The 21,992-nt window shown below is 43.2% G+C and carries 21 protein-coding genes and 1 pseudogene; 11 read left to right on the top strand and 11 right to left on the bottom strand.

The genetic code is table 11. The features are described 5' to 3' along the window. Positions 1-63: 63 nt before the first annotated feature. Together mgtE and M5J74_RS22275 are read right to left on the bottom strand one after the other, a co-directional pair. Positions 64-1,461, bottom strand: a complete 1,398-nt coding sequence (gene mgtE, locus M5J74_RS22270) for a magnesium transporter (protein WP_250013264.1) — start codon at positions 1,459-1,461, stop codon at positions 64-66. A gap of 113 nt (positions 1,462-1,574) precedes the next feature. Further along, positions 1,575-1,922 (bottom strand): phage holin family protein, encoded by a 348-nt coding sequence (locus M5J74_RS22275; RefSeq protein WP_250013266.1) that lies wholly within the window; start codon positions 1,920-1,922, stop codon positions 1,575-1,577. 282 nt (positions 1,923-2,204) lie between these two features. On the opposite strand from M5J74_RS22275, the gene M5J74_RS22280 reads away from it, so the two are divergent. Then, positions 2,205-2,888, top strand: a complete 684-nt coding sequence (locus tag M5J74_RS22280; RefSeq protein ID WP_106167693.1) for a rhomboid family intramembrane serine protease — start codon at positions 2,205-2,207, stop codon at positions 2,886-2,888. 82 nt (positions 2,889-2,970) lie between these two features. Here M5J74_RS22280 and M5J74_RS22285 read toward each other — a convergent pair whose 3' ends face one another. Then, positions 2,971-3,321 (bottom strand): hypothetical protein, encoded by a 351-nt coding sequence (locus M5J74_RS22285; protein ID WP_250013268.1) that lies wholly within the window; start codon positions 3,319-3,321, stop codon positions 2,971-2,973. A 19-nt stretch (positions 3,322-3,340) separates the two neighbouring features. Next, complete coding sequence (locus tag M5J74_RS22290; protein ID WP_015156203.1) at positions 3,341-3,754, bottom strand: response regulator; 414 nt, start codon at positions 3,752-3,754, stop codon at positions 3,341-3,343. Positions 3,755-4,100: 346 nt separating this feature from the next. Between M5J74_RS22290 and M5J74_RS22295 the strand changes: the two genes are divergently transcribed. The 4 genes from M5J74_RS22295 (at position 4,101) to M5J74_RS22305 (ending at position 8,877) form a co-directional block, all read left to right on the top strand. Next, the gene (locus tag M5J74_RS22295) at positions 4,101-5,954 is read left to right on the top strand and encodes a response regulator (RefSeq protein WP_250013269.1); all 1,854 of its coding nucleotides are present in this window, start codon (positions 4,101-4,103) and stop codon (positions 5,952-5,954) included. Positions 5,955-5,972: 18 nt separating this feature from the next. After that, positions 5,973-8,027: a CHASE3 domain-containing protein gene (locus tag M5J74_RS22300; RefSeq protein ID WP_250013271.1), complete on the top strand. Its 2,055-nt coding sequence runs from the start codon at positions 5,973-5,975 to the stop codon at positions 8,025-8,027. A gap of 5 nt (positions 8,028-8,032) precedes the next feature. After that, positions 8,033-8,209: an ATP-binding protein gene (locus M5J74_RS33620; RefSeq protein WP_371934072.1), complete on the top strand. Its 177-nt coding sequence runs from the start codon at positions 8,033-8,035 to the stop codon at positions 8,207-8,209. 287 nt (positions 8,210-8,496) lie between these two features. Further along, positions 8,497-8,877 carry a response regulator gene (locus M5J74_RS22305; RefSeq protein ID WP_015156206.1) on the top strand — a complete coding sequence of 127 codons (381 nt, stop codon included), beginning with the start codon at positions 8,497-8,499 and terminating at the stop codon, positions 8,875-8,877. A gap of 32 nt (positions 8,878-8,909) precedes the next feature. Here the strand turns inward: M5J74_RS22305 and M5J74_RS33165 are convergent. After that, a pseudogene (locus tag M5J74_RS33165) lies at positions 8,910-9,225 on the bottom strand (sensor histidine kinase); the annotation flags it as partial. 226 nt (positions 9,226-9,451) lie between these two features. Between M5J74_RS33165 and M5J74_RS22315 the strand changes: the two are divergent. Then, the gene (locus tag M5J74_RS22315) at positions 9,452-10,048 is read left to right on the top strand and encodes a hypothetical protein (RefSeq protein WP_015156207.1); all 597 of its coding nucleotides are present in this window, start codon (positions 9,452-9,454) and stop codon (positions 10,046-10,048) included. Positions 10,049-10,505: 457 nt separating this feature from the next. On the opposite strand, the gene M5J74_RS22320 is transcribed toward M5J74_RS22315, so the two are convergent. From M5J74_RS22320 to M5J74_RS22335, 4 genes are all read right to left on the bottom strand, one after another. Beyond that, positions 10,506-10,679, bottom strand: a complete 174-nt coding sequence (locus M5J74_RS22320; RefSeq protein WP_015156209.1) for a hypothetical protein — start codon at positions 10,677-10,679, stop codon at positions 10,506-10,508. Positions 10,680-10,811: 132 nt separating this feature from the next. Beyond that, positions 10,812-12,155, bottom strand: a complete 1,344-nt coding sequence (locus tag M5J74_RS22325) for a ferric reductase-like transmembrane domain-containing protein (RefSeq protein WP_250013273.1) — start codon at positions 12,153-12,155, stop codon at positions 10,812-10,814. A 13-nt stretch (positions 12,156-12,168) separates the two neighbouring features. After that, a complete protein-coding gene (locus tag M5J74_RS22330) occupies positions 12,169-12,975 on the bottom strand; it encodes a superoxide dismutase (protein WP_305883601.1) in 807 nt (268 codons plus the stop codon). An 80-nt stretch (positions 12,976-13,055) separates the two neighbouring features. Beyond that, the gene (locus M5J74_RS22335) at positions 13,056-13,409 is read right to left on the bottom strand and encodes a phage holin family protein (RefSeq protein ID WP_015156212.1); all 354 of its coding nucleotides are present in this window, start codon (positions 13,407-13,409) and stop codon (positions 13,056-13,058) included. Positions 13,410-14,034: 625 nt separating this feature from the next. On the opposite strand from M5J74_RS22335, the gene M5J74_RS22340 reads away from it, so the two are divergent. Next, on the top strand, positions 14,035-14,415 hold the full coding sequence (locus M5J74_RS22340; RefSeq protein ID WP_250013275.1) for a hypothetical protein: 381 nt from the start codon (positions 14,035-14,037) through the stop codon (positions 14,413-14,415). Positions 14,416-14,698: 283 nt separating this feature from the next. On the opposite strand, the gene M5J74_RS22345 is transcribed toward M5J74_RS22340, so the two are convergent. Further along, the gene (locus tag M5J74_RS22345; RefSeq protein ID WP_250013277.1) at positions 14,699-15,928 is read right to left on the bottom strand and encodes a sorbosone dehydrogenase family protein; all 1,230 of its coding nucleotides are present in this window, start codon (positions 15,926-15,928) and stop codon (positions 14,699-14,701) included. Between the two features lie 391 nt (positions 15,929-16,319). Here M5J74_RS22345 and M5J74_RS22350 point away from each other — a divergent pair, with 391 nt between their 5' ends. Both M5J74_RS22350 and M5J74_RS22355 read left to right on the top strand, forming a co-directional pair. Beyond that, a complete protein-coding gene (locus M5J74_RS22350; RefSeq protein ID WP_250013279.1) occupies positions 16,320-16,685 on the top strand; it encodes a hypothetical protein in 366 nt (121 codons plus the stop codon). A 52-nt stretch (positions 16,686-16,737) separates the two neighbouring features. Then, the gene (locus M5J74_RS22355; RefSeq protein WP_250013280.1) at positions 16,738-17,364 is read left to right on the top strand and encodes an exopolysaccharide biosynthesis protein; all 627 of its coding nucleotides are present in this window, start codon (positions 16,738-16,740) and stop codon (positions 17,362-17,364) included. A gap of 37 nt (positions 17,365-17,401) precedes the next feature. Here M5J74_RS22355 and M5J74_RS22360 read toward each other — a convergent pair whose 3' ends face one another. Beyond that, positions 17,402-19,435, bottom strand: coding sequence for a di-heme oxidoredictase family protein (locus M5J74_RS22360; protein WP_250013282.1), 2,034 nt, complete (start codon positions 19,433-19,435; stop codon positions 17,402-17,404). 333 nt (positions 19,436-19,768) lie between these two features. Here M5J74_RS22360 and M5J74_RS22365 point away from each other — a divergent pair, with 333 nt between their 5' ends. Continuing rightward, a complete protein-coding gene (locus M5J74_RS22365; protein ID WP_250013283.1) occupies positions 19,769-20,314 on the top strand; it encodes a L,D-transpeptidase in 546 nt (181 codons plus the stop codon). Positions 20,315-20,377: 63 nt separating this feature from the next. Continuing rightward, the gene (locus M5J74_RS22370; RefSeq protein ID WP_250013285.1) at positions 20,378-21,988 is read left to right on the top strand and encodes a hypothetical protein; all 1,611 of its coding nucleotides are present in this window, start codon (positions 20,378-20,380) and stop codon (positions 21,986-21,988) included. Positions 21,989-21,992 lie beyond the last annotated feature (4 nt).

Genomic DNA, 21,992 nt, shown 5'->3' on the forward strand with positions numbered 1-21,992 from the left:
CGAGTGAGGATAATTCATGTTTAATCCTCACATAGATTTAATGCCTAACCTTCTCAGTCAAACCTACAATTGCAGAACTACCCTTGCTACCCAAAGATAGATTGAAACACCTAAAACATCAACTACGGATGTAATAAATGGCGCTGACATCAAAGCTGGATCTAAACTCAGCTTGCTAAACAAAAAAGGGAGGGCAGAACCGGAAACGGAGGCTAACAAAGTAATCGCCAGCAAACTAACTCCAACCGCGATCGCCACTTCCCAACTATTTTCTAAAAAGTAAGCCCATACAACCACCGCTAGTCCTAGCATTACCCCCAGCAGCAGCCCAACCAAACTTTCTCTGGTAATTACACTCAGAGCTTTTTTGACGCTAACTTCACGCAGATTCAAACCGCGAATCACGACTGTTGAAGACTGCGCTCCGACATTACCACCCGCATCAATCAATAAGGGAATGAATGCAGCTAAAGCAACTACTCGTTCGATAATTTCTTCTTGGTTAGCAATAACGGCACTAGTAGCTGTATTAGCAAACAAGAGAATAAACAACCACTTCACCCGCATTCGAGCAATTTGAAATAAGTTGGTTGTTTGGAAATATTTATCGCCTCCAGACTCGACACCGCCTAGTGCATAAATATCCTCTGTGGTTTCCTGCTCGATCACATCGAGGACATCATCAACAGTGATAATGCCAACTAGACGCTGCTCTGTATCTACTACAGGCAGTGCCCCAAAGTCATAATCCTGAACGATCCTGGCTACTTCTTCTCGATCGGTATCTGTGCGGACAACAACTACCTCCCGTTTCATCACATCAGCCACAGTTTGCTCTGAGCCAGCAGTTAATAAAGCGCGTAAGGTCAGGACACCAGTAAGGTGACGAAACTCATCGGTAACATACAGGTAGTAAATGGTTTCAGTCACGTCTGCCAAACGGCGAACCCGTTCTAAGGCTTGGGCAACTGTCAAACTTTCCTTGAGTGCAATATACTCTGGGGTCATAATCCGCCCAGCAGTATCAGGTTTGTAACCTAGAAGTAGGGTAGTAGCTTGGCGTTCGGTAGGGCTGAGTTGATTCAGTAAACGCCGGACAACCTTAGCAGGTAATTCGTCAAACAGTCGCGCTCGATCGTCGGGGGACATCTTATCCACAATATCGAGGACATCTTGCTGCTTAAATTCTTCAATCAGAGCTTGCTGTACGTTGGAATCGAGATACTCGTAAACTTCGATCGCTTCATCTTTAGACAACAAGCGAAAAGCGATCGCCTGTTTTACAGCTGGTAATTCTGTAATGACAGCGGCAATATCTACAGGCTGTACGGGTACGAGTAAAGCTTTAGCTAAGCGCAAGTCTTCTTGTTCTAGCAGTACCAGCAATTGCGATCGCACTATCTCCTGTAGTTCTTGTCGCGATATATTCGCTGGTAGAGAAGGAGAATTTTGATTTTGCATCTAGGCAACTCCCTGGCTGTAGTAAGCGATCGAAATGAATCGGAAATGTCTTCAGCGATGAGTCAGGAATAATACTTGCAACTGGCGATTCAACTTGAGGTAGATCGGCAACTTCATCTCACGTTTGTGACTAATTGACCTAACACAGTAGCAACTAGTGTCAGTACGATCGCACCTAATAAGGCAGGTAGAAAGCCAGTCACGACGAAACCAGGAGTGACAAAACCCACTAGCCACAACATCAGGGCATTAATAACAAAAAGAAATAGACCAAACGTTAACAGCGTGAATGGTAAAGTCAAAATTATCAGAATTGGGCGCACGAGCGCATTAACTAGTCCTAAAATTGCCGCAGCAATTAATGCTGTGGTAAAACTATTCACCGTAAAACCAGGGACGACATAGGCTGTAATCAAAAGTGAGATAGCAGCGGCTATCCAAGTGAGTAGAAAGTACAGCATAAATCTTCGGGTGAGTAATAGCAACAAATAACTCATGCGAACTCAAGTGCGATCGCCGAAGTTACTATCTATAATCTTGACTAAAAATGTGATGAGAAAATGACACATATCAGTGACCAGTTATCAGTGACCAGTGACCAGTTACCAATATCTACTTTTGACAAATGACAAATGACGAATGACCAATAACAGCCATATTGTCATTTTCTAGTCACATTCAAAGTTCAAATTAGGAAATAAGCAGAATCAAACTTGTCACAATTCTGTCAAACTGAAACACCCGTGGTTCCCCTGCGAGATAATAATCCCACAACAATTACCCCGTATGTCAATTATGGGTTAATTGCTGCAAATATCGCCGTTTTTATTTATCAGTTGAGTCTGAATAGGCAAGAGTTACAAGAGTTCTTCCGCTCTGCGGCAGTCGTGCCTTGCCAAATCTCCAACACTTGTCCTCAAATCTCCGCGCAACCCATACCAGAATGGTTGACACTGTTTACATCCCAATTTTTGCACGGCGGTTTTTTACATATAGCCGGAAATATGTTATTTCTGTGGGTGTTTGGTAACAATATTGAAGACCGATTGGGTCATATCAAATTTTTATTTTTCTATCTAACTTGTGGCGCTTTGGCAGCATTGGCTCAGTGGTTTTTTTCTCAAAATTCTCCGATTCCTGCTCTGGGTGCTAGTGGCGCGATCGCTGGCGTTCTGGGTGCGTATATACTCCGCTTCCCCCGCGCTCAAGTTCTCACCTTAGTTCCCTTGGGCTTTTTCATCACGACGATCCGCATCCCTGCTATGTTTTTTCTGGGGTTTTGGTTCGTTCAGCAAGCTTTCTACGGCATTGCTAGCCTCCAAGCTCCCAGTTCTGTAGGCGGTGGTGTAGCTTACTGGGCGCACGCTGGGGGTTTCGTTTTCGGGGCAATTCTCGCCCCTCTGTTAGGTTTGTACAAGCGGGACTAGGTTTAGGTGGTTATTTTAGCTGCTCTATCCTACCTTGGATTAATTAACCAGTTGGCAGTTTGAGTTCTAAAGTAGGCAAGTACTAGAGGTGCGAGGAAAGTGCATCTATTCTTGTTTGCATTGTTTCTAGATAAATTTCAAGTGCTTGGAGGTATGATTTTCTTGCTTCTGCTTGCGCTTGTTTGGCTTGCTGATATAGATCTTCCGAACAAAAATTTTCCAACTGTGCTAACTGAATATACATTAATAACTTATCCGCTTGCTTCTGGATGAACTCGCTATAACCTTCAATAAGACGACCGTTCTTTTGTAACGACAAATCATTATATCTCTGTAAGATTTTACCGCACGACTCTACTAATAGCGCACATCGACGTGTGAGGTCTAAGTTTTTTAGCATTACATGTAATTCATGTTGTAGAAAGTCTTGCATAAAATAAGTCCTATATTGACTATTCAAATAAAGAAGAATGTTTGAGCGGCAAGATATGCTGGATATGATTTAAAAGTGCATCGAAATTAATTGGCTTTAGAATAAAACCAAGCGCCCCAGCACCGAATGCTTCAATTGGCTCCACGCAGTCATAGCCTGTAACTAATAAAATTGGAATAAAGGGTAAGTTGACATTTTGGTGGATATGTCGAGTCACCTCCAAGCCATCCATTTCTGGCATCATCACATCCAATAACACTAAGTGCGGTCGAAAAGTTTCGATTAAGCTAAGGGCTGCGCGACCGCTATCAGCAGTTTCCACTTGATAGCCTTCTTCCTCTAAAAAAGATTGCAGCAGTAAACAGTTGTCGGCAATGTCGTCAACTACTAAAACTCTGTGAATTTGAGGTGTTGGGTTATCGGGTTTATACACGATCGACTCACTGAAAAATTAATCAGGTTCGGATGTTTGGGTCAGCACGGTGCGTTGTTTGCAGCTCGTGTACACATCATACTAGTCCCTCTATACAAAAATTAGAAGTTTTCTTCAAAATTGCTTCATTTTTATAGATTGTAACTAAAAGGCATATTTTTTGTGTTAAAAAACTATCTATGGTAGTATATTCGACTCAACAAGAGGAAAATTCAAATCTTTTAGCTGCAAGGTAACTTTAATTTGCTGAGAAATTTGAGGTTGTACGAGGTAGTTAATCGCCAAACCTGCAATTTCTTTCTCGATCTGAAGTGGTAGTTACTCTTTACTCGAAGCAAGGGTGCTGATGAAAATTTTGCTAGTAGAAGACGATCGCTATACGGTAGCAAAAATCATAGAAATACTTGCACAACACCAGTATGTAGTCGAAGTGGCTGCTGATAGCGAAAAGGCAATTCAACTGATGCAGTCTTACGAATATGACCTGCTGATCGCCGATGTGGTTCTGCCTGGATTAGATGGGATCAGTCTGTGTTGCTACCTGCGGGAACAGAACTATCAATTGCCGATTTTGCTGTTATCCGTGAAAGCTAGTGTCAGCGATCGCGTCTTTGGATTGAATGCAGGCGCGGACGATTACTTAGTCAAACCCTTCGACTCAGCAGAGTTAGTTGCTCGCGTGGGCGCTTTGCTGCGGCGACGAGAACAATTTGTTTCTCCTGCACTGACTTGGGGAGCTTTGCGACTGTTTCCCAATACCCGCAGAGTCACTTGGCAAGGAAAGCCGCTGAATTTAACCGCAAAAGAATTTAGATTACTACAGCTTTTTTTAGAAAATCCACAACGGATCTTCAGTAAAGACGTAATTTTAGATCGGCTGTGGACGGCGACGGAGTCTGCCAAAGCAGGGACGGTTGCAGCACATATGAAGGGACTGCGGCAGAAGTTGAAAGCAGCTGGTGTCAAAGTAGAGATAATTGAGACGATCTATGGCGTAGGCTACCAGTTGGGATCTCCACTCGATCTAGAGCAATCCGTACAAGGCTCGCCTGTATTGCCAATCAAAATCGAACCAAGTCCAGCGCAGCAGGAAGTTATGGCTGTCGCGGCTGAGGTTTTACAGGAAATTAGAGCCAGCCTCAATGAGGAGACAGCATTGTTCGAGCAAGTCATTGCCCAATTATCTGCCGGAACGCTGGAACGAGAACTGCGGCGACAAGCTGAAAGACATGCTCATCAATTAGCTGGCTCGTTAGGCTCTCTAGGTTTATCGCAAGGATTTGAAGCGGCACAGCAGATCGAGCTATTACTGCAAGGTGAAATGGCGTTGCGGCAGACAGCAACACGACAATTACAGTATTTTGTAGAGTTACTCAAGCAAGCTTTGGTCGCAATCCCTATGCCAATTGCCCCAACTTCACCAAGAATTGCTTCGGCGCGACTGCTGGTAATAGATGACGATCGCATTCTCGTCAACCAACTACGACTAGCGGCAGTCGCGGCTGGATTCAATCTAGAAATAGCAACGACTTTGGCAGATGGTAGAAGGGCGATCGCCCAAAACCCGCCCGATGCCATTTTGTTAGATTTAAGCTTTAATGAAGATACTGAGGATGGACTCAAGCTTTTAGCAGAACTGGACGAGCAAAACTCTTCCATTCCCGTGTTAGCATTTACCGTGCGCGATAGTTTGACTGACCGGATTACAGTTACTCGTTTAGGCGGACGCGCTTTTCTACACAAACCCATTTCCATCAGTGAGGTTTTCAACGCGATCGCTCAGGTCATCGATCCCCCTCCCATTCCAGAAGCTAAAATCCTGGTTGTCGATGACGATCCCCAAATTCTAGCAACTTTCGTCGAGCTACTACCTGCTTGGGGGTTGCAAGTGACAACTCTAGCCCAACCGCAACGCTTTTGGGAACTACTGAGAACCGCAGTGCCAGATCTGCTAGTTTTAGATATATCTATGCCACAGTTTAGCGGAATTGAACTTTGTCAAGTAGTACGCCATGACCCGCGATGGGAAAATCTACCAATTCTAATGCTATTAGAGCGAGAAAATGCCGATTTAATTCACCAGATATTTATGGCTGGTGCAGATGACTATATCTGCAAACCGATTGTCGCACCCGAACTGATAACTCGGCTCTTGAATCGTCTAGAACGCATCCGCTTGCGGCAACAGCCCAGAAGTTGAGTCAACTCCCCACTCCCTATGAAACTGTCTGTCCTCAGCAAGATTTCCATCGGCTTTGTGGCGCTATTAACAACAGCCAGCATTACTGGGGCGATCTTGGTACAAATTCCGCTGAGGCAGAACGTAGCAAGCCGTTGGCTGCAACATACTCATGAGGTGCTGTTGGAACTGGAAACGGTACTCTCGAACATGGCGGATGCCGAAACAGGACAACGGGGCTACTTACTCACGGGAGATCGACGTTATTTAGAACCTTATGACGCGGCGATCGCTCAAATTGACGCACAACTCCAGCAACTTAAAGTATCGATCGCAGATAACCCAGAGCAACAGCGTCGGTACGAATTGCTCGAACGACAGATCGAGGCAAAACTAGGTTTGATGGCGAAAACTATTGCCTTGCGAAGCAATGAAGGGTTTGAGCCAGCAGTGCAGGTTATCTTTTCCGGTCAGGGCAAACAGCAAATGGATGCTATTCGTGCTTTGATTAACGAGATGGAGCAAGAAGAGAATCGATTATTAGAGCGTCGGATTAGAGATTACAGAGCGATCTCCCAACTGACAACGCAAGCATTTTTAATTCTTTTGTTCCTAAGTTTAGTACTCATTTGTGTCGTTTACTATTTAGTCAATAGCGATATCACCTCCCGCAAGCGAGCGGAGATCGAAAATCTGCGACTTTTACAGCAGGTGCAGACAGAACGGGGATTGCTGGAAACAGTGTTGCGGCAAATGCCTGCGGGAGTGATTATTGCCGAAGCTCCTTCCGGTAAGCTGATCTTGGGAAATCAACAAGTAGAGCAGATCTGGCGACATTCTTTCCTGGTTGCCGATAACGTCGAGCAGTATTGCGAATATAAGGGGTTTCACCAGGACGGGCGACCCTACAACCCGCAAGAGTGGCCCCTAGCTCGATCGATCCTGAGTGGGGAAGTCGTCATCGAAGAAGAAATCGATTTTTTGGCTGGGGATGGTACGCGGGGGACAATGCTTGTTAGCTCTGCACCCATCCGTAATGCAGCAGGTAACGTAACCGCAGGCGTAGTAACTTTTCATGATATCAGCGATCGCCAGCTAGCTGAGAAAGAACTGCGCCGCCGCGAAGCTGAGTTGCGTTTTCTCAACGAAGCTTTACCCCTAGGCATTTTTAAATTAGATTCTCAAGGAAACTGCACCTACACCAATTCTCGCGCTCAGGAAATTTGTGGCTTTACGGTTGAGGAAGCATTGGAAACTGGCTGGCGACGGTTTATCCATCCTGATGATACAAGGCAGCTTTGGTCGCAATGGTTGCCAGCAGTGGCAGCGCATCAAGAATTCTGTGGGGAAGTGCGTTATTTGCATCGGGATGGAACAGTCCGATTTGGTCGAGTTAAGGTAGCGCCGCTCTTTTCCCGTAGTGAGGCGATCGGTTATGTTGGCACGATCGAAGATATCACCGAAATTCGTGCCATAGAAAAAATGAAAAGCGAGTTTATCTCTGTTGTCAGCCACGAATTACGCACGCCTTTAGCTTCAATTCGCGGTGCTGTCGGGTTACTTTCTGCCGGACTACTGCTCAACGAGCCAGAAACAGCCCAAGAAATGTTAGAAATTGCCTCGCTTGATACAGAACGCTTGATACGTTTGGTGAATGACATTCTCGACTTAGAGCGGCTAGAATCCAACAAACTGACTTTAGTTAAACGGTGGTGCGATGCTGCTGCAACTATGCGCCAAGCTGTCGAAAGCCTCCAACCTGTTGCAGAAGAGAACGAAATTACACTGTCCTTGTCACCGCTATCGATGCGAATTTACATCGATCCCGACCGGATAATTCAAATTCTAGTTAATTTATTAAGCAACGCGATCGAGTTCTCGCCCCCAGGTGCAACGGTTTGGTTGAGTGCAGAACTGGGAAGTGGGGAGTGGGGAGTGGGGAGTGGGGACAAGGGAGATGGGGAGACTGGGGAGTTGGGGGAGAAAACACAACCACCAATTACCAATTACCAATTACCAATTACCAATCACCAACTCCCGAACTTTTATTTACCGTCAAAGATACTGGACGCGGTATTCCTGCCGATAAATTAGAAACTATCTTTGAACGGTTTGAGCAGGTTGATGCATCAGACTCTCGGCAAAGAGGCGGGACAGGTTTGGGTCTAGCCATTTGTCGCACGATCGCGCAACTACACGGCGGGCAGATCTGGGCTGAAAGCGTTTTAGGACAGGGCAGCACATTCTACTTTACAATCCCACTGGTTCAAGAGTAAGGGCGGTCGCGATTTCGCTGTAGCAAAAAGTGCCTATTAGAACTTGCTGTATTTAGTCCGCGCGACAGAGAAAAACGGGCGATCGATACTATTAATCTTGAGAACAAATTAATTTTGATAGCAATTCTCGATTGTGTGGATGACATTTGTAGGGGCGCTTTCTCTGTGCGCCCCTACCAGGCGTATATTTCACCCAATTGAAAACCTCTGTGAGAACAATTTGTCATCTCCAGCAAGCAAAGATCCCCAACCACCCACTACCTCCCCACTCCCCACTCCCTATTCAAATGCCATCCAAACGCATTCTTCTAATTGACGATGAACAACGCCTTTCTAGAGTGATTGAGACGTGTTTGAGAAAACTAGGAGGTTGGACAGTATTAACGGCACAATCGGGCAGCGAGGGTTTGCAAAAGGCACAGACCCAACAGCCCGATGCCATTTTGTTAGATGTAATGATGCCCGATCTAGATGGAATTGCTTTGTTTCGGGAGCTACAAGAGAATCCAGCCACTCAAGCGATTCCTGTAATTTTGCTAACTGCCAAAGTACAGCCTGTTGACCGTGAAAGCTACGCTCGCTTGGGTGTTGTTGGAACGATCGCTAAACCTTTCGATCCATTACAGCTAGCAAATCAGATTGCTGAGACTCTGGGTTGGCAAATTTAGCTTCATCGAATATGACAAGAAAACGATCGCATCTAAGCGAGCGGGAGTTGAATTTGAAAAGTAGAACCTTGTTCGCAGACACTTTTGATTAATATAACCGCCGTGAGCGCGAACGATCTGCTGGGCGATCGCTAAACCCAATCCAAAACCGCCAGTTTTGCGCGATCGCTTGGGATCGACACGACAAAAGCGATCGAAGATATAGGGTAAATCTGATTCGGGAATGCCGATGCCCCTATCCTCAACTGCGATCGCGGCTCGATCGAAACGAGTAAACAGTCGCAATTGCACGCTACCGCCCACTGGGGTGTACTTAAAGGCGTTACTCAGCAGATTCATCACTGCCTGAGGTGAAACGTTGGAGTTGTTCGTAACTTTCTCGAATCGGTTGCATTGCTGCTCCTGCCAAAAACCAACCTGCATCTTCCAGCTCATCTAAAGCGGCATATCCTCCACTAGTCAGATTCTCAAACCTACCCTCTAGGGAAATACTGATACAAGCAGTACCCGTTCAATCGTTACAACACCCACCAAATTGACTCGTGACTTCACCTAGCTGAGCCGAATCGTACCTATGTTTCACTGGTTGCTCAAACTTCCTAGTTTCAGGTTAGGATTTCTGCTACCGCTACCGCTACTCCTAATGGCTTTTGGGCTGTTTGGCGAACAACTCACAAACAATGTGCTAAGCCTTTCCTTTGTGGGGTTAGATAAGCTACAAGCTGAGAATTCTCATTTACAAGTACAGCTACCAATTAAGGCAACAGTAGTCAAAGCCGAAATCGAGAAAGAATTAGAGTTGACTGAAGTTGAGATTGAAACTACCAAATCCCCACTCAAGAAATTGATATTTGCATTTCCCACTGTAGACTCAAACGCGCTTCAAACTATACTCGCTCGTGAACTGGGCTTCTCCTCTCAAGCCGGATTGCAATCTGGCACGCAAATTCAGGGACAACTTAAATTCAGCGTGCAAGGAATTTTAGCTCAGATTGACAAAAAACAGGGAGCAACTAAAATCGAAATCAAAACTATTGATGCCGCTCTTAAACAATTAGAATTGGAGTTTCCAACTACAGATATCGAGCGGTTAAAAGCTACTCTAGCTCAAGAACTAAAACTATCTCGTCAAGAAATACGAATGTTAGTCAGCTATCGAATCGTTGAATAGGAGCCAGGAGCCGTGATGCCAGTCGTCAGGAGAAATACTCTCGGTGAGATTCAAACTCCTCTTCATATTTGTCAGCGGGCGGTGCGTGAATGCGATTCACGCATTAAGCCGCGTAGCACCAAACTCATTGATTTGGCTCAGTTCTTGTACCCCTCAAGTCAATCGCCGTGTCGTACAGTAGCCATTCTGACTCCCGACTTCTGACTCCTGACTCCTCTTTAGTATCTGCTACTAGGGAAAATATTTAAATCCACGACTTCGCCAAATACTAATCCCGTTCCTAGGAACAGTTTGCAAATAAAAGTCTCGCCAAGGTATGTAACTTAAATTGAAACAGACCAAGATTAAATTGATTAAACCAATAATGGCTATAGCTTTTTCTAGCCAGCACCAGCGGCGACCAGAACGATTGGTTGTAATTATTTGGCGGACATAGCAAAGCAGAATGAGTTTTCACTTAACTATTGCTATACATATTGTTAATAGCAATCCATTTTTCTACACTGTTTATCTCCGAGTTAGTTCCCTGTTCTGAACCAGGACGATATTGCAACCAAGCAAACATGGCTGCACTAACAACCAGAATAAAGGCAATTCCAGTAACTAGCTGAAGCATGATACTGTAACGCATGACAAAAGTGGTAATTGGTAATTAGTAATTAGTAATTGGTAGTTGTAGTTACTACCGGTTTGACTTTTAACTTTTACGCGGCTAATATTGGCGAAGACGCTTCGCCAATCGCCCGCTTAACTTTTGACTTTTTCAAACAAGATTGTAATGTTCCATATGAACGTGAGTTACGGGTACATCTAGATCGTGCAGCGCTTGCTCGACTTGATCCATCATTTTTGGTGCAGCACAAATAAAATAATTGCGCGTAGCTGGACGTTTAGGAATGTAGCGTTTTAATAGCTCTTTATCTACATATCCCGATTCTCCCGACCAATTATCTGGCGGTTCTCTTAGAACGTGGATGACTGTTAGATCTAATCTGTCTTTGAGTGCTTCAATTTCTTCGCGATAGGTAATATCCTCCCTAGTCTTGCTGGAATAGATTAAAGTTAACGGTCGTTCGTCATTGCGATCGGCTAGAGTCAGGAGTATGCTGTAAATTGGTGTAATGCCAATTCCACCAGCAATGAAGATAAACCCTGCTGTATTCTCGTAGCGATCGCTAGTAAAAACACCGTAGGGACCATCAAGAAAGGCTTTAGTGCCAGGTTTGACATCTTTGATTGTCTTGGTAAAATCTCCTAATGCCTTAATCCCAAATTCGATGCGATCGGGCTTTTCCGCACTCGAAGCAAAGGAAAACGGGTGTTCCCGCATCCGAAACGGTGAAATTTGCAAGGTAATCCAAGCAAATTGACCTGGTTGAAAACGCAATCCTTCATGTCCTCTAGGACGCAGTACCAAATTCCAAACGTCGCCTCTTTGGGGAGTGACTGTTTCTACCAAGTAAGGCTTTCTCAACATCATCCAAGGTTTCACCAAGCGGATATAAACCAACAGCCACAAGGCGACAAGAGCAATTCCACCCCAAAGAACTGCTTTCCAGAACAAGCTGAGATAGTAACTCACACCAAGAGCATGTGCTAGACCGAAACCAACTGCAAGAACTGCCATAATTCCATGCAGAATCCGCCAAGGCTCGTAAGGTATGTTGAGTTGCTTGCGCCAGATAGAAGTGACAATCAGCACGATCAAAGCCAGCGTTCCGATAACGGCAAATCTAGCTCGCCAGGGAGCCTGAAAAAAGTTAAGAAGTTGTAATGTCTCCGGCTGGTCGATAAACAAAATCACCGGATGCAGCAGAATAAAACCGAAAGCAACGATAGAAGTATAGCGATGAAATTGGAGGATCAGGTCAACTCCATAAGAAGCTTCCACACGGTTAATACGGGCAGTTAAGGCGAATTGCAGCACCATCATTGCTAACCCGATGAAACCGAGAGCGACAGAAAACTCAATCCAAAAAGTTCGCGTGTCACTGGGTGTGGGAGGGTAGAACAGCAGAATCAGTAGAGGTAAAACCGTGAGTAACAGATATAGCCCAATCCATGAGACTCCGATCGTCAATGGATTTTTCATTAATAAGCTTCGCATTGGGATCTGACTCCTATTGCTGTTGTGATGAAGCTTGCCATCTGCGGTTTATTTCTTCCCAGTTAACAACATTCCACCAATTATTTAAATACTCCGCTCGACGGTTTTGGTATCTCAGGTAGTAAGCGTGTTCCCATACGTCATTACCCATAATTGGATACCGATCTTTCATAATGGGATTGTCTTGATTTGGCATACTCGTAATCTCCAGTTGTCCTTTAGCATTACGCACCAGCCAAACCCAACCGCTACCAAAGCGATCGCCTCCTGCTGCATTGAATTGTTCTCTAAACTTTTCAAAGCTACCGAAGGTTTTGTTAATTTCTTGAGCAATTTGTCCTGTGGGTTGTCCCCCTCCTTTGGGACTCATAATTTGCCAAAAAATTGTATGGTTGAGATGACCGCCGCCATTATTTTGTACAGTAGTGCGGATTGCTTCTGGTATGTCATCCAAATCGCGCAACATTGCTTCTACGCTTCTGTTACGTAGATCGGGATACTTTTTCAGGGCGCTATTCAGCTCTTCGACATAAGTTGCATGATGCTCGTCATGATGCAGCTTCATGGTTTTGGCATCAATGGCTTTTTCCAAAGCATTGTATTCGTATGGTAATGGTGGTAATTGTGCTGGATTGGCGCTCAGTTCTTCTTTGGGTGAAGCTACGGGACGGGACTGCTGGGTTGCAGGCGATACTTGCGATATGGCTGTAGAAGTCTGCGCCTGTGCTAGCAGTAATGGTTGACCAATAGCTAACACGATTGTGAGTAAAAACCCAACGACAAACCATTTATTTACTTTGATTAGAGAGCGAATTCTCATAAGCCTTGTTTAGAAATCGAGTAATCTTTATTTTGTGAAAACTTCAGTTTTATCGATTTTGAATTCTCTATTATCTTGCTCTAAATAATTGGTGGCACAATTGCCATGAGGATAGAGTTAATAACTGCTAGAGCCAGCGAACCCATTGTAGAACTCCAAAAGCCGTAACGTAAGCGAAACCCTGGCACTATAGCCGCAGCTAATTCAAAAATAATGGAATTTACAACAAACAAGAATAACCCTAATGTAATCAGAATAAATGGCAAAGCAAGAATGGTTAGCACGGGCAGTAAAATAGCATTCAGAATGCCAAATACAGCGGCAGCTATTGCTGCTTTACCAAGGTTATCAATCTCAATCCCCAAAAAAGGTAATCGAGCGATAATTAAAAAACTAATAGTCGTGACTAACCAACTGAGAATGAGGTTTATCATAAATAATACTCTCAATCTTGTTTATATGTTTTTAAATAAAAGAGTAGCAAATAAAAGAGCGATCTGAGTTCAAAAATTCAATTTTTAATTACTAAATATCTAACAATCCTATACTAAGTGCGAATCATCGTCCACTCATCTTTTCATCATATTTTTCCATTTTAAGTTGTGTTGACGGAAGATACAGTTATGAAAAAATGTTTTCATAGATATTCAGTCAGCTTATAGTTGATGTTGTTAAAAAATGACGGACGGCTAATTATTAATTGAACGATTGGTGATTTTCAATTATCTATAGCCGCTGTCATACAACTAAGTGCAAATTGCCGCCAGCCACTTAATTACAGCGTTAAAACTGTAACAGCTACTCTTAGTGTGTAGCTAAATTGTGATGAGAAAATGACAGAAAAGAATAGTGAGCAAAAAACGCTGGTTAGAAGCGAGATGATTTAACATCGATAGAAGAGTCAATTCTATCTTTGGGATGATAATTTTGCTAATGTTCTAAATATTTGTTAGATTGGATTTAGTGAATATCGCCAGCCCTAACTATTTTTGATAACGAATTTTAGAGCTGTGTCGCTAATGGATGCGATCGCAGTCATTCAGGGCTGGAGAAAACTATATGTATTCAGAAGATGTATTTAAGCATCAAAGGTTAGCAGCAGCAGAAACTCACTTCAAGTCGATAGTTGTTAGTGAAGTAGAGTCAGAGGGAGTCAAAACTGAGAAAGTTGAGAACAAACCTATAGTTACTAACCTATCTTTGGGTATTGTACTTCTGATCTGTATTATTTGTTTCATTATGCTGTCTAAGTCATGGGCAGCTACGCAGGAAGATCTGGAAGATATTATCGAGACTGCTAGTTTTTCTCAGTCTCCTTGTAGGAAATGTCTTTTCTTTTCTAACAATCTTTATCTCAAGTGTGCAGTACACCCAACAATCGTGCTAACAAAAGAGGCAAGCAACTGTCCTGACTACAATCCTAAAAGTATGTTTTTATAAAAAATTTTATAGATATTGAAAACAAATCGCATTATTAATAGCATTAAACCTACTCTGTTTGAGTATTCCTACTCAAATTAACTTTGAAATCAAAAAACTTAAAGAAAAAATTGATGAGTAATTGATAAGTAAAATTTAGCTTTCATTTACAATTACCCATCAAGACTAACAACTAAGTGCAATTTGCTGCTAGCTAGCTTTGTTACAATTGTGCGTAATTGTAACTAGTTATTAGTGTGACGGCAAAATATGATGAGAAAATGACAGATTTATGATTCCTGTTTTACTGCTGATGAGTTGCCTGCTTGTTACCCGTGTAGGAGACGCGATAAATTACACCATTCGTATCATCAGTAAATAGTAGAGAACCATCTGGAGCTGTAGCAATGCCAACTGGTCTACCAAACTGTATCGATTTCTTGTCATTGAGAAATCCAGTAATAAAGTCTTCAAAAGCCACTGGTTTGCCATTCTCGTAACGCAATCGCACGACTTTATATCCTACAGGAGGATTGCGATTCCACGAACCGCGCATGGTGACGAAGGCATCATTGCGATATTCGGCGGGAAACTGTGAAGCTGTATAAAATACCATCGCTAAAGGCGCACTATGAGCAGTGTAAGTTAGAACGGGCGGTTCGGTCTTGGCACAAAATTCTTTCTTGGTCGTACCTTCGGGATCTGCTGATAAATATACATCTGGTTGGCGATCGCCCCAACAGAAGGGCCAGCCATAATGTTGTCCGGCTTGAATTAAGTTCAGTTCCTCTGGCGGTTGGTCGTTACCGCGCCAATCAGTACCGTGATCTAGACCCCAAAACTCCCCTGTTTGTGGATGCCAGCCAAAGGGAATCGTATTTCGCAATCCCCGTGCAAAAATCGTCCGCTTGCTACCATCTGGTTGCACTCGCAGCATTGTCGCGTGTTCTTCGTTAGACTCGTCACAGGCATTACAAGAACTACCAACTGAAACATAAAGCGCCCCATCAGGACCAAAGGCAAGAGTACGATTTGGGTGCTGTCCGCCATCGGGTAAGTCACCGATGAGTTGTTGCGGTTTGCTAATTTTTCCGCCTGGTCGTAAATCTGCTACATACAACTCTCGATCCGTAACAAAGTAGAGACGATTTTGGCGAATGGTAATGCCATTTGCGTAGGGAAAACCCGACGCAACAGTTTGCTGCGTGTCAGCGCGTCCGTCCTTATTGCTGTCTCGAAGTGCCAAAATGTCGCCCTCTTCGCGGCGAGTGACATAAATTGTGCCGTCAGGAGCAATTGCTAAATTGCGCGGATTACCAAGATCTTTAGCAAATACATTAATCTCAAATCCCGCTGGTAAGTTTAATTGCTTCAGTAGCGATTCGTCAAATTTTAACTGTTGAGGCGTTGCTAAGTAGCCTTCCATCCGCTCTATCTGTTGTTGCTGTGGCTGCTGAGAACTAGCAGGCAGAGCCATACCAATTAATAAAGTACAACCAAAAAATATCCACCCTAGATTCACATTTAGTTTCATCGTTTCTTAAGGTAAGCAGGCGCTCTGCTCTCTACTTTGGGATATATTTATCAGCCTGAAAGTCAATTGTGACTGAAAAATGACAAACATTTAGCAAGTGGCGATCGATAATATGTAATTGGCATTCCAAGAGTCGTTTCATTCATTGTTTTTGACGATCGCAATCTGATGAGGCATGAGAGCAAAAATCGGCAATTTGCAATAAAATGCATCGACCAGTATAGTTTTTTTAAATTTATATCTTCTGGTAGAGCGAAGCGATCGCCAAATAAAACTAATAGTAGAGATATCGCCCTCTATCTATCGTTATGCCTGTAGGTATAAGTTTTTAAATTTCAGAAAATTTTGTCTGAATAAATTTTGTAAGTCATCAATTGCTGGAGGAAAGTATATGTCTTCCGATAATTTTTTGAAAAACTTATTTTCAGAGAAAGCTAACGCAAGTCAGATTATTGTTAGCGAAGCGCAACCTAACAATATAAAAATAGAGGAGGTCACGGTTAATCATCCTTTCTCTGAAGTATCGATAGGGCTTATTTTTATCAGCGGTTTAATCTGTTTTTTAATGTATTCAAAAAGGTGGGCGGTTACTAGGGAAGATGTAGAAGACATGTTTGAAGGTATGTCTTCTCAAATTCCTTGCAGAAAGTGTCGTTTCTTTTCTCACAATCCTTACCTAAAGTGTGCCGTGCAGCCTACAATTGCTATGACTAAAGAAGCAATTCACTGTGTAGAATTCAGGTCTAAGAAGAAGTAATCGCTTTAAACCAAATAGAATCTTTTTGTTCGCTCGACGTAGATATTACTTTATGGCTCGACTTTCTGTAGAATTGCATCACTTCTTTTTAGAAGCAGAACGCCCACCCCAGGTTACACTAGCAGAGCTGCTGCTTATAGCAGGGGAGAGAATATTTGGCTTTTTGTTCGTTTTGCTTTCCCTACCTTCTGCCTTGCCAGTTCCCGCACCTGGTTACTCTATCCCCTTTGGGTTGCTCATTTTCCTATTGGCGATTCAGCTAGCAATAGGATCTCAGCGTCCTTGGCTACCGCAATGGTTAGCCGATCGCCCGATTCAATTGGAGAAAATTCGAGCTATTCTAGATCGAGGTCTTCCCTGGTTAAGGCGGATTGAATCAATATCTCGTCCTCGCCTGACCTATGTTTGTACCAGCTTGGTAGGAAGAGTAGTAATTGGAATTGCGATCGCTTTGATGGCTGTCTCCATGATGATTCCCATTCCTGGCACAAACACCTTACCTGCAATTGGCATTTTTATCACCGGATTTGGTTTACTAGATGATGATGGTGCTATTAGTCTAGGTGGTTTAGTGGTTTGCTCGATCGCAGCCGTTCTCACTACGTCGATTTTAATTTCCCTATTTGTAGGTGGCTACAGTTTGTTTGAAATGTTCAAATCTGGGTTTAATACTCAGTAGAACAGGAGCAGATATGAATTACTGCTCCTGTTTGTTATCATTTGGATGATTTCGGTAGCACTGCTGGATCGTCATCAATTGACAACAAGAATTTAATTAGGTTGGTTTGGTCGCCAGTCGTGAAACCAGCAGCGCGATCGACCCAGTAGGCGTGTCCTTCACCGCTGACGTTCGATCGCTGCAAGTCAGAATTGTTGCGGTTAGCCGCTAGCATCGGTTCGCGTAAATCGCGATCGAGCAATGCTCTCAAACTTGCCTCTGGATCGGGTAAAATACCCTGCATTAGAGTGCCTGTTACACCCAACTGGGTGCGATCGCTAATTTCATAGTTACCATCAGCATTTTGTTTAAAGGCTGCTGCGCCAGCTGCCACACCACCATCATGCAAGTAAGGCGCACTCAGGTAAAGTCCAATTAAATTTTGTACTTTGTAACCACCAGCCGGATCGCTTTGAGCATAGGCAAGTTCGATGTCTTTCTGGGGTGTGATATCCGTTGGTACTGGTAGCACTGGCGGATCGGGTGGTAGAGGTACGGGTACGTTCGGCGGATAAGTGTCGGGTGGTACGAACAACTTAGTAGCAAAACCCGATGAAGCTGGTCCCCGTGCTGGTTGCGTCTTGACTTCCTTTTGGGCAATCACTCTATGATTGGTGAAGTACCTACCACTATGACATTGGGCGCAATTAGCTTTGTTAAAAACTGCCGCACCGCGTTTGAGTGTCTCCAGATCGGCAGCTTCGTGGGGAGGTGGTGCTAATGTATTCTGATACGCAGACATGGCATTGATTTGTTCTGCTACTTGGTATCCTGGCGAGGCTGCCATTAACCCATTTTGCATGAACAGTGAAGCCTTGGGATATTCTGGCATCCGAATCACTTCGTTGAAGCCAGGTTCTCCTGGTGTCGGATCGATCTTGTCAAAGAATTCTGATGGTTTAACTGCCTCTGGCAAGCGATACATGGGATTGGATGCATTTTGTAGCATCGTACCCAAATAAGTATCTTTATCAATACCTGCAAGAGCCTCGGCTGCATCTGCTGTGGTTGCAGGGTCGGCATTTACGCCGAATACGGCGTTGTTCAAAGTCGTGAGTCCGTGGAACCAGCCAATAGAAGCAACACCACTCCACGCATAGGGCCAAGCGCCGTGAGTGTAAGAAGTTGGAATCTGTGCTGAGTTGTTTTTGAGGTCGCCATTCGAGACAAAGTTGCCAGGAATCCAAGACAGCATCGCAGCGTCTACTTTATCTTCCAGAATTTTTGCATCTGGGAGATATGCGTTTTCGCCGTCAGCATTGATGTAAGTCTGCTGACCCGTAGTAACTTTGGTTGGATTAACATCTGTCTGGCGAAAGAGTGCGGCTGAATTACTCGCCAGCGCCAGCAGCGCACCGAGATTGATATCTGTATTGATTGCCCCTTCCAGAACGCGCCCTGTTTTGTCACTGACAGTAGCATGACACAACGCACAGCTAATGCCGACGCGAGGTTTTGCATTGTCAATATGAGTCACCATTCCCAAGGGAAAGAGAGAACCTTTGGGTACATCTAAACCAGTATTCAGGACTGTGCCTGCTTTGAAGGAACGATCTCCCACTATGACATCTTTATCTACGGGAATCTGAAGGTTAGTTGTTGCGTCTCCCTTCAAAGCTAAAACTGCTTTAGCAACACTACCGAGATTAATCGGACCATCTAAGACACCAACGACATCGGTAAATAGATATTCATTGCCAAAGGTTTCTCGATAAAAAGCATCACGTCCCAGGTCTATAAGTTCTTCTGTTACTTTAACTGCGCCATTGTCGGCAGATAACAGTTCTCGTCCTTCCTCGGTTTGTAGAACTCGGTCGGCTTCCTCTTTGCTGAGGGCATAACCTAATACGTCGTACGAACCTACTGAGTTTGGTGGTGATTTTGTCAGTGGGGTATAGGTATTATTAATATTTGGCGGTCTTCCTGGTAGAGTTAGCTCAAGTTGATAACCCACAAAGGCAACAATCAAAAGAATTAATCCGAGTAAAAGAGTCGGACGCAACCAGTTTGGTAAAGACTTTAACCGATCCATAAGTTACCTCGTTCTCTTGACTCGATACGATTGGCAGCCGTCAAAATCTTTAATGTAGCGACATTAATAGTCAAGCTACCTTCTATTGTTGGATTCAGTGTCTATCTCATGAGTGAAAGTAGCGATCGCACAACTTGTAATTACGAATACTAAATAAACACCAAATCTTCTATCTCCAGGATTAATAACAAATGTGACTCAAAAGTGATAAAACATATGTGAATCTTCTTGCTTTTCAACACAAAAAGACTTCTTACCTAAGAGGGATGTTAAGTAATTGAATTTACTAGTTGATATGTGTGATAGTTTTTCTCTACAAGGTAATTTTTTCTAATGCTAAAGCGATCGCTCGGACTATTGAGTTTGCTCTTATTGAGCGGTTTATTATATATTCCTCAGTTTTTGTTGGCAACTGAAGCTGAAAGTCAGAAAAGAAAACAACCAGAAGTCAAAAATATTACACTGATAAATTCAACAACTCAACTAAATTCAAACACTCAACCCACACGCTTAAGGTTAAGTCTCAGTCGCCGTAGAGTTACGCTCTTTCAAAAAGGACTTCCAGTTAAATCTTATCCTGTTGCTATAGGTCGCAAAGACTGGGAAACTCCTACTGGTAATTTCCGCGTCGGTCAAATGTTAAAACAGCCTACTTGGATACACCCATTTACAGGGGAAACTGTCCCTGGTGGTACTCCTGAAAATCCACTTGGTACTCGCTGGATTGGTTTTTGGACAGATGGTAAAAATTCAATTGGCTTTCACGGTACTCCTAATCCTGAGTCTGTAGGCAAAGCTGTTTCTCACGGTTGCGTGCGGATGTATAACGAAGCTGAAGTAGTAGATATATATTATCTCAATAGCCCTTTCCCTTGGTAGAGATTTTAACAAAGACATATAGGTAATATTAACACTTACTATGTCTTTAAGGCGGGCAAATTAATGGCAGCTTTACAAGAGTCCTCTGTTGCTAAGCTTTTAGGAGCAGGAAGATCGGGGAAGGTATTTTTAGTTGAGAGCCAGTCAGGTGCGATCGCCCGTAAAATATTTTATCCAGATACGATTGCTAACATAATTCATTACTTTTTCTTTGGTTCTCCTAATCCTTATATTTGGAACAAAGATGCGATCGCTTGTGCATTTTATCGCCGCAAAATTCTCGGTGAATTAGTACAATTTTGGTTTGGCGATCGCCTCACAGTTGCAGATGCTCTTTCTACCAAGTGGAATCAAGAGTTTAAAGCTTATCAAATAGATACAGAATTTATCAAGGGAAGACATGTTTCGCTGCTTCAACCGTGTAGCCGAGAACGGGCAATCGAATTACCTGCATTAGTTCGCGGTATCATGCTACCATTGCAAAAAAAATTAATTGAGGCAGGCTTAGACGGATTAGTTTGGCAAGCTGGCAAAGGTACTCCTACAGCTTTAAACAATTTCTTATTAGCCAGTGATACTTCAAACCAGCCTGTTTTTGTTTGGATAGATTTAGAATCGGGTGTTCCAGCTTTATTCCCGATAAATATCATTGCTCTATTTTCATTTTACTTGCCCAAGACATTAAAATACAAACGGGCGATGTTTGATGATGTAGATAATTATAAGTTAAAACGATATATACATAATTATCAAGTAGAATTAGTAGCAAATATAGGCAGCCAGAAATATCAGGAAGTTTTAGGGTGGGTTGACCGATTAGAGTATCATCAAGACGAATGGAAATCAATGAGGAGAGTCGATCGCAGTATTCAATATCAATTGAAAAAAGGCGCGATCGACGAGCAACAAGCGAGATGGTATTCTGAGCATTTCTTGTTGTGGTATACACGGGGATTTTGGAATATTTTTCAAAAAATTATCAATCAACTATTAATTCAATTACCTATTGCTCTTGTCCACAAAATTATTAATATTCCGTATCTCCAATTTTTTTATAACCTTTGGAGATTTATTTTATCGCAAAGATATAGAATTAATATAGTTAGAAACTATGTAGCAAGAAGGATCGAGAATTGGCAAAACAGAAAGCATTTAATTAACGAAGAAGCTGACAGTTTGTTTCAAAGCTTAGAGCGGGAAAAAAGCAGCGAATATTTAACTGATTTTGGCGTTCATTTAGGCATCAAGTTATTTGTTAAAATTATCGAATATGTATTAGTGCCACTACTATACTTCGTAGGCTTGATTAATGAGTTGGTATTTATAACTTGGTTGATTGTTGGTGGTCCAGTTTACCGCACGATTTATACATCTTGGAGAGCATTACAAGCGGCGATCGCCAGACAAGAAATTCCTTGGGTTGCTTTATTAGTGGGATTAATTCCGACTGCGGGCATTCTCGCATATCCCTGTCAGATTATTTGGTCAGCTAAAGGGAAAAAGCAAAAAATCGCTCAATTTATCGTGTATGATTTCTTTACTAGAATTGGGGCAAAAATTCCTGCTTGGGGTGGAGAAGATACAAATACAGAGCATTTTTTCAACCAGATTGCAGATAAGATTGCTAACCGTCAATTAAATCGAAGAAAACCTTTAGAATCTGCAAAACTATAGCAGG

The sequence above is a fragment of the Chroococcidiopsis sp. CCNUC1 genome (genome assembly GCF_023546805.1).
GTDB classification, from domain to species: domain Bacteria; phylum Cyanobacteriota; class Cyanobacteriia; order Cyanobacteriales; family Chroococcidiopsidaceae; genus Chroococcidiopsis; species Chroococcidiopsis thermalis.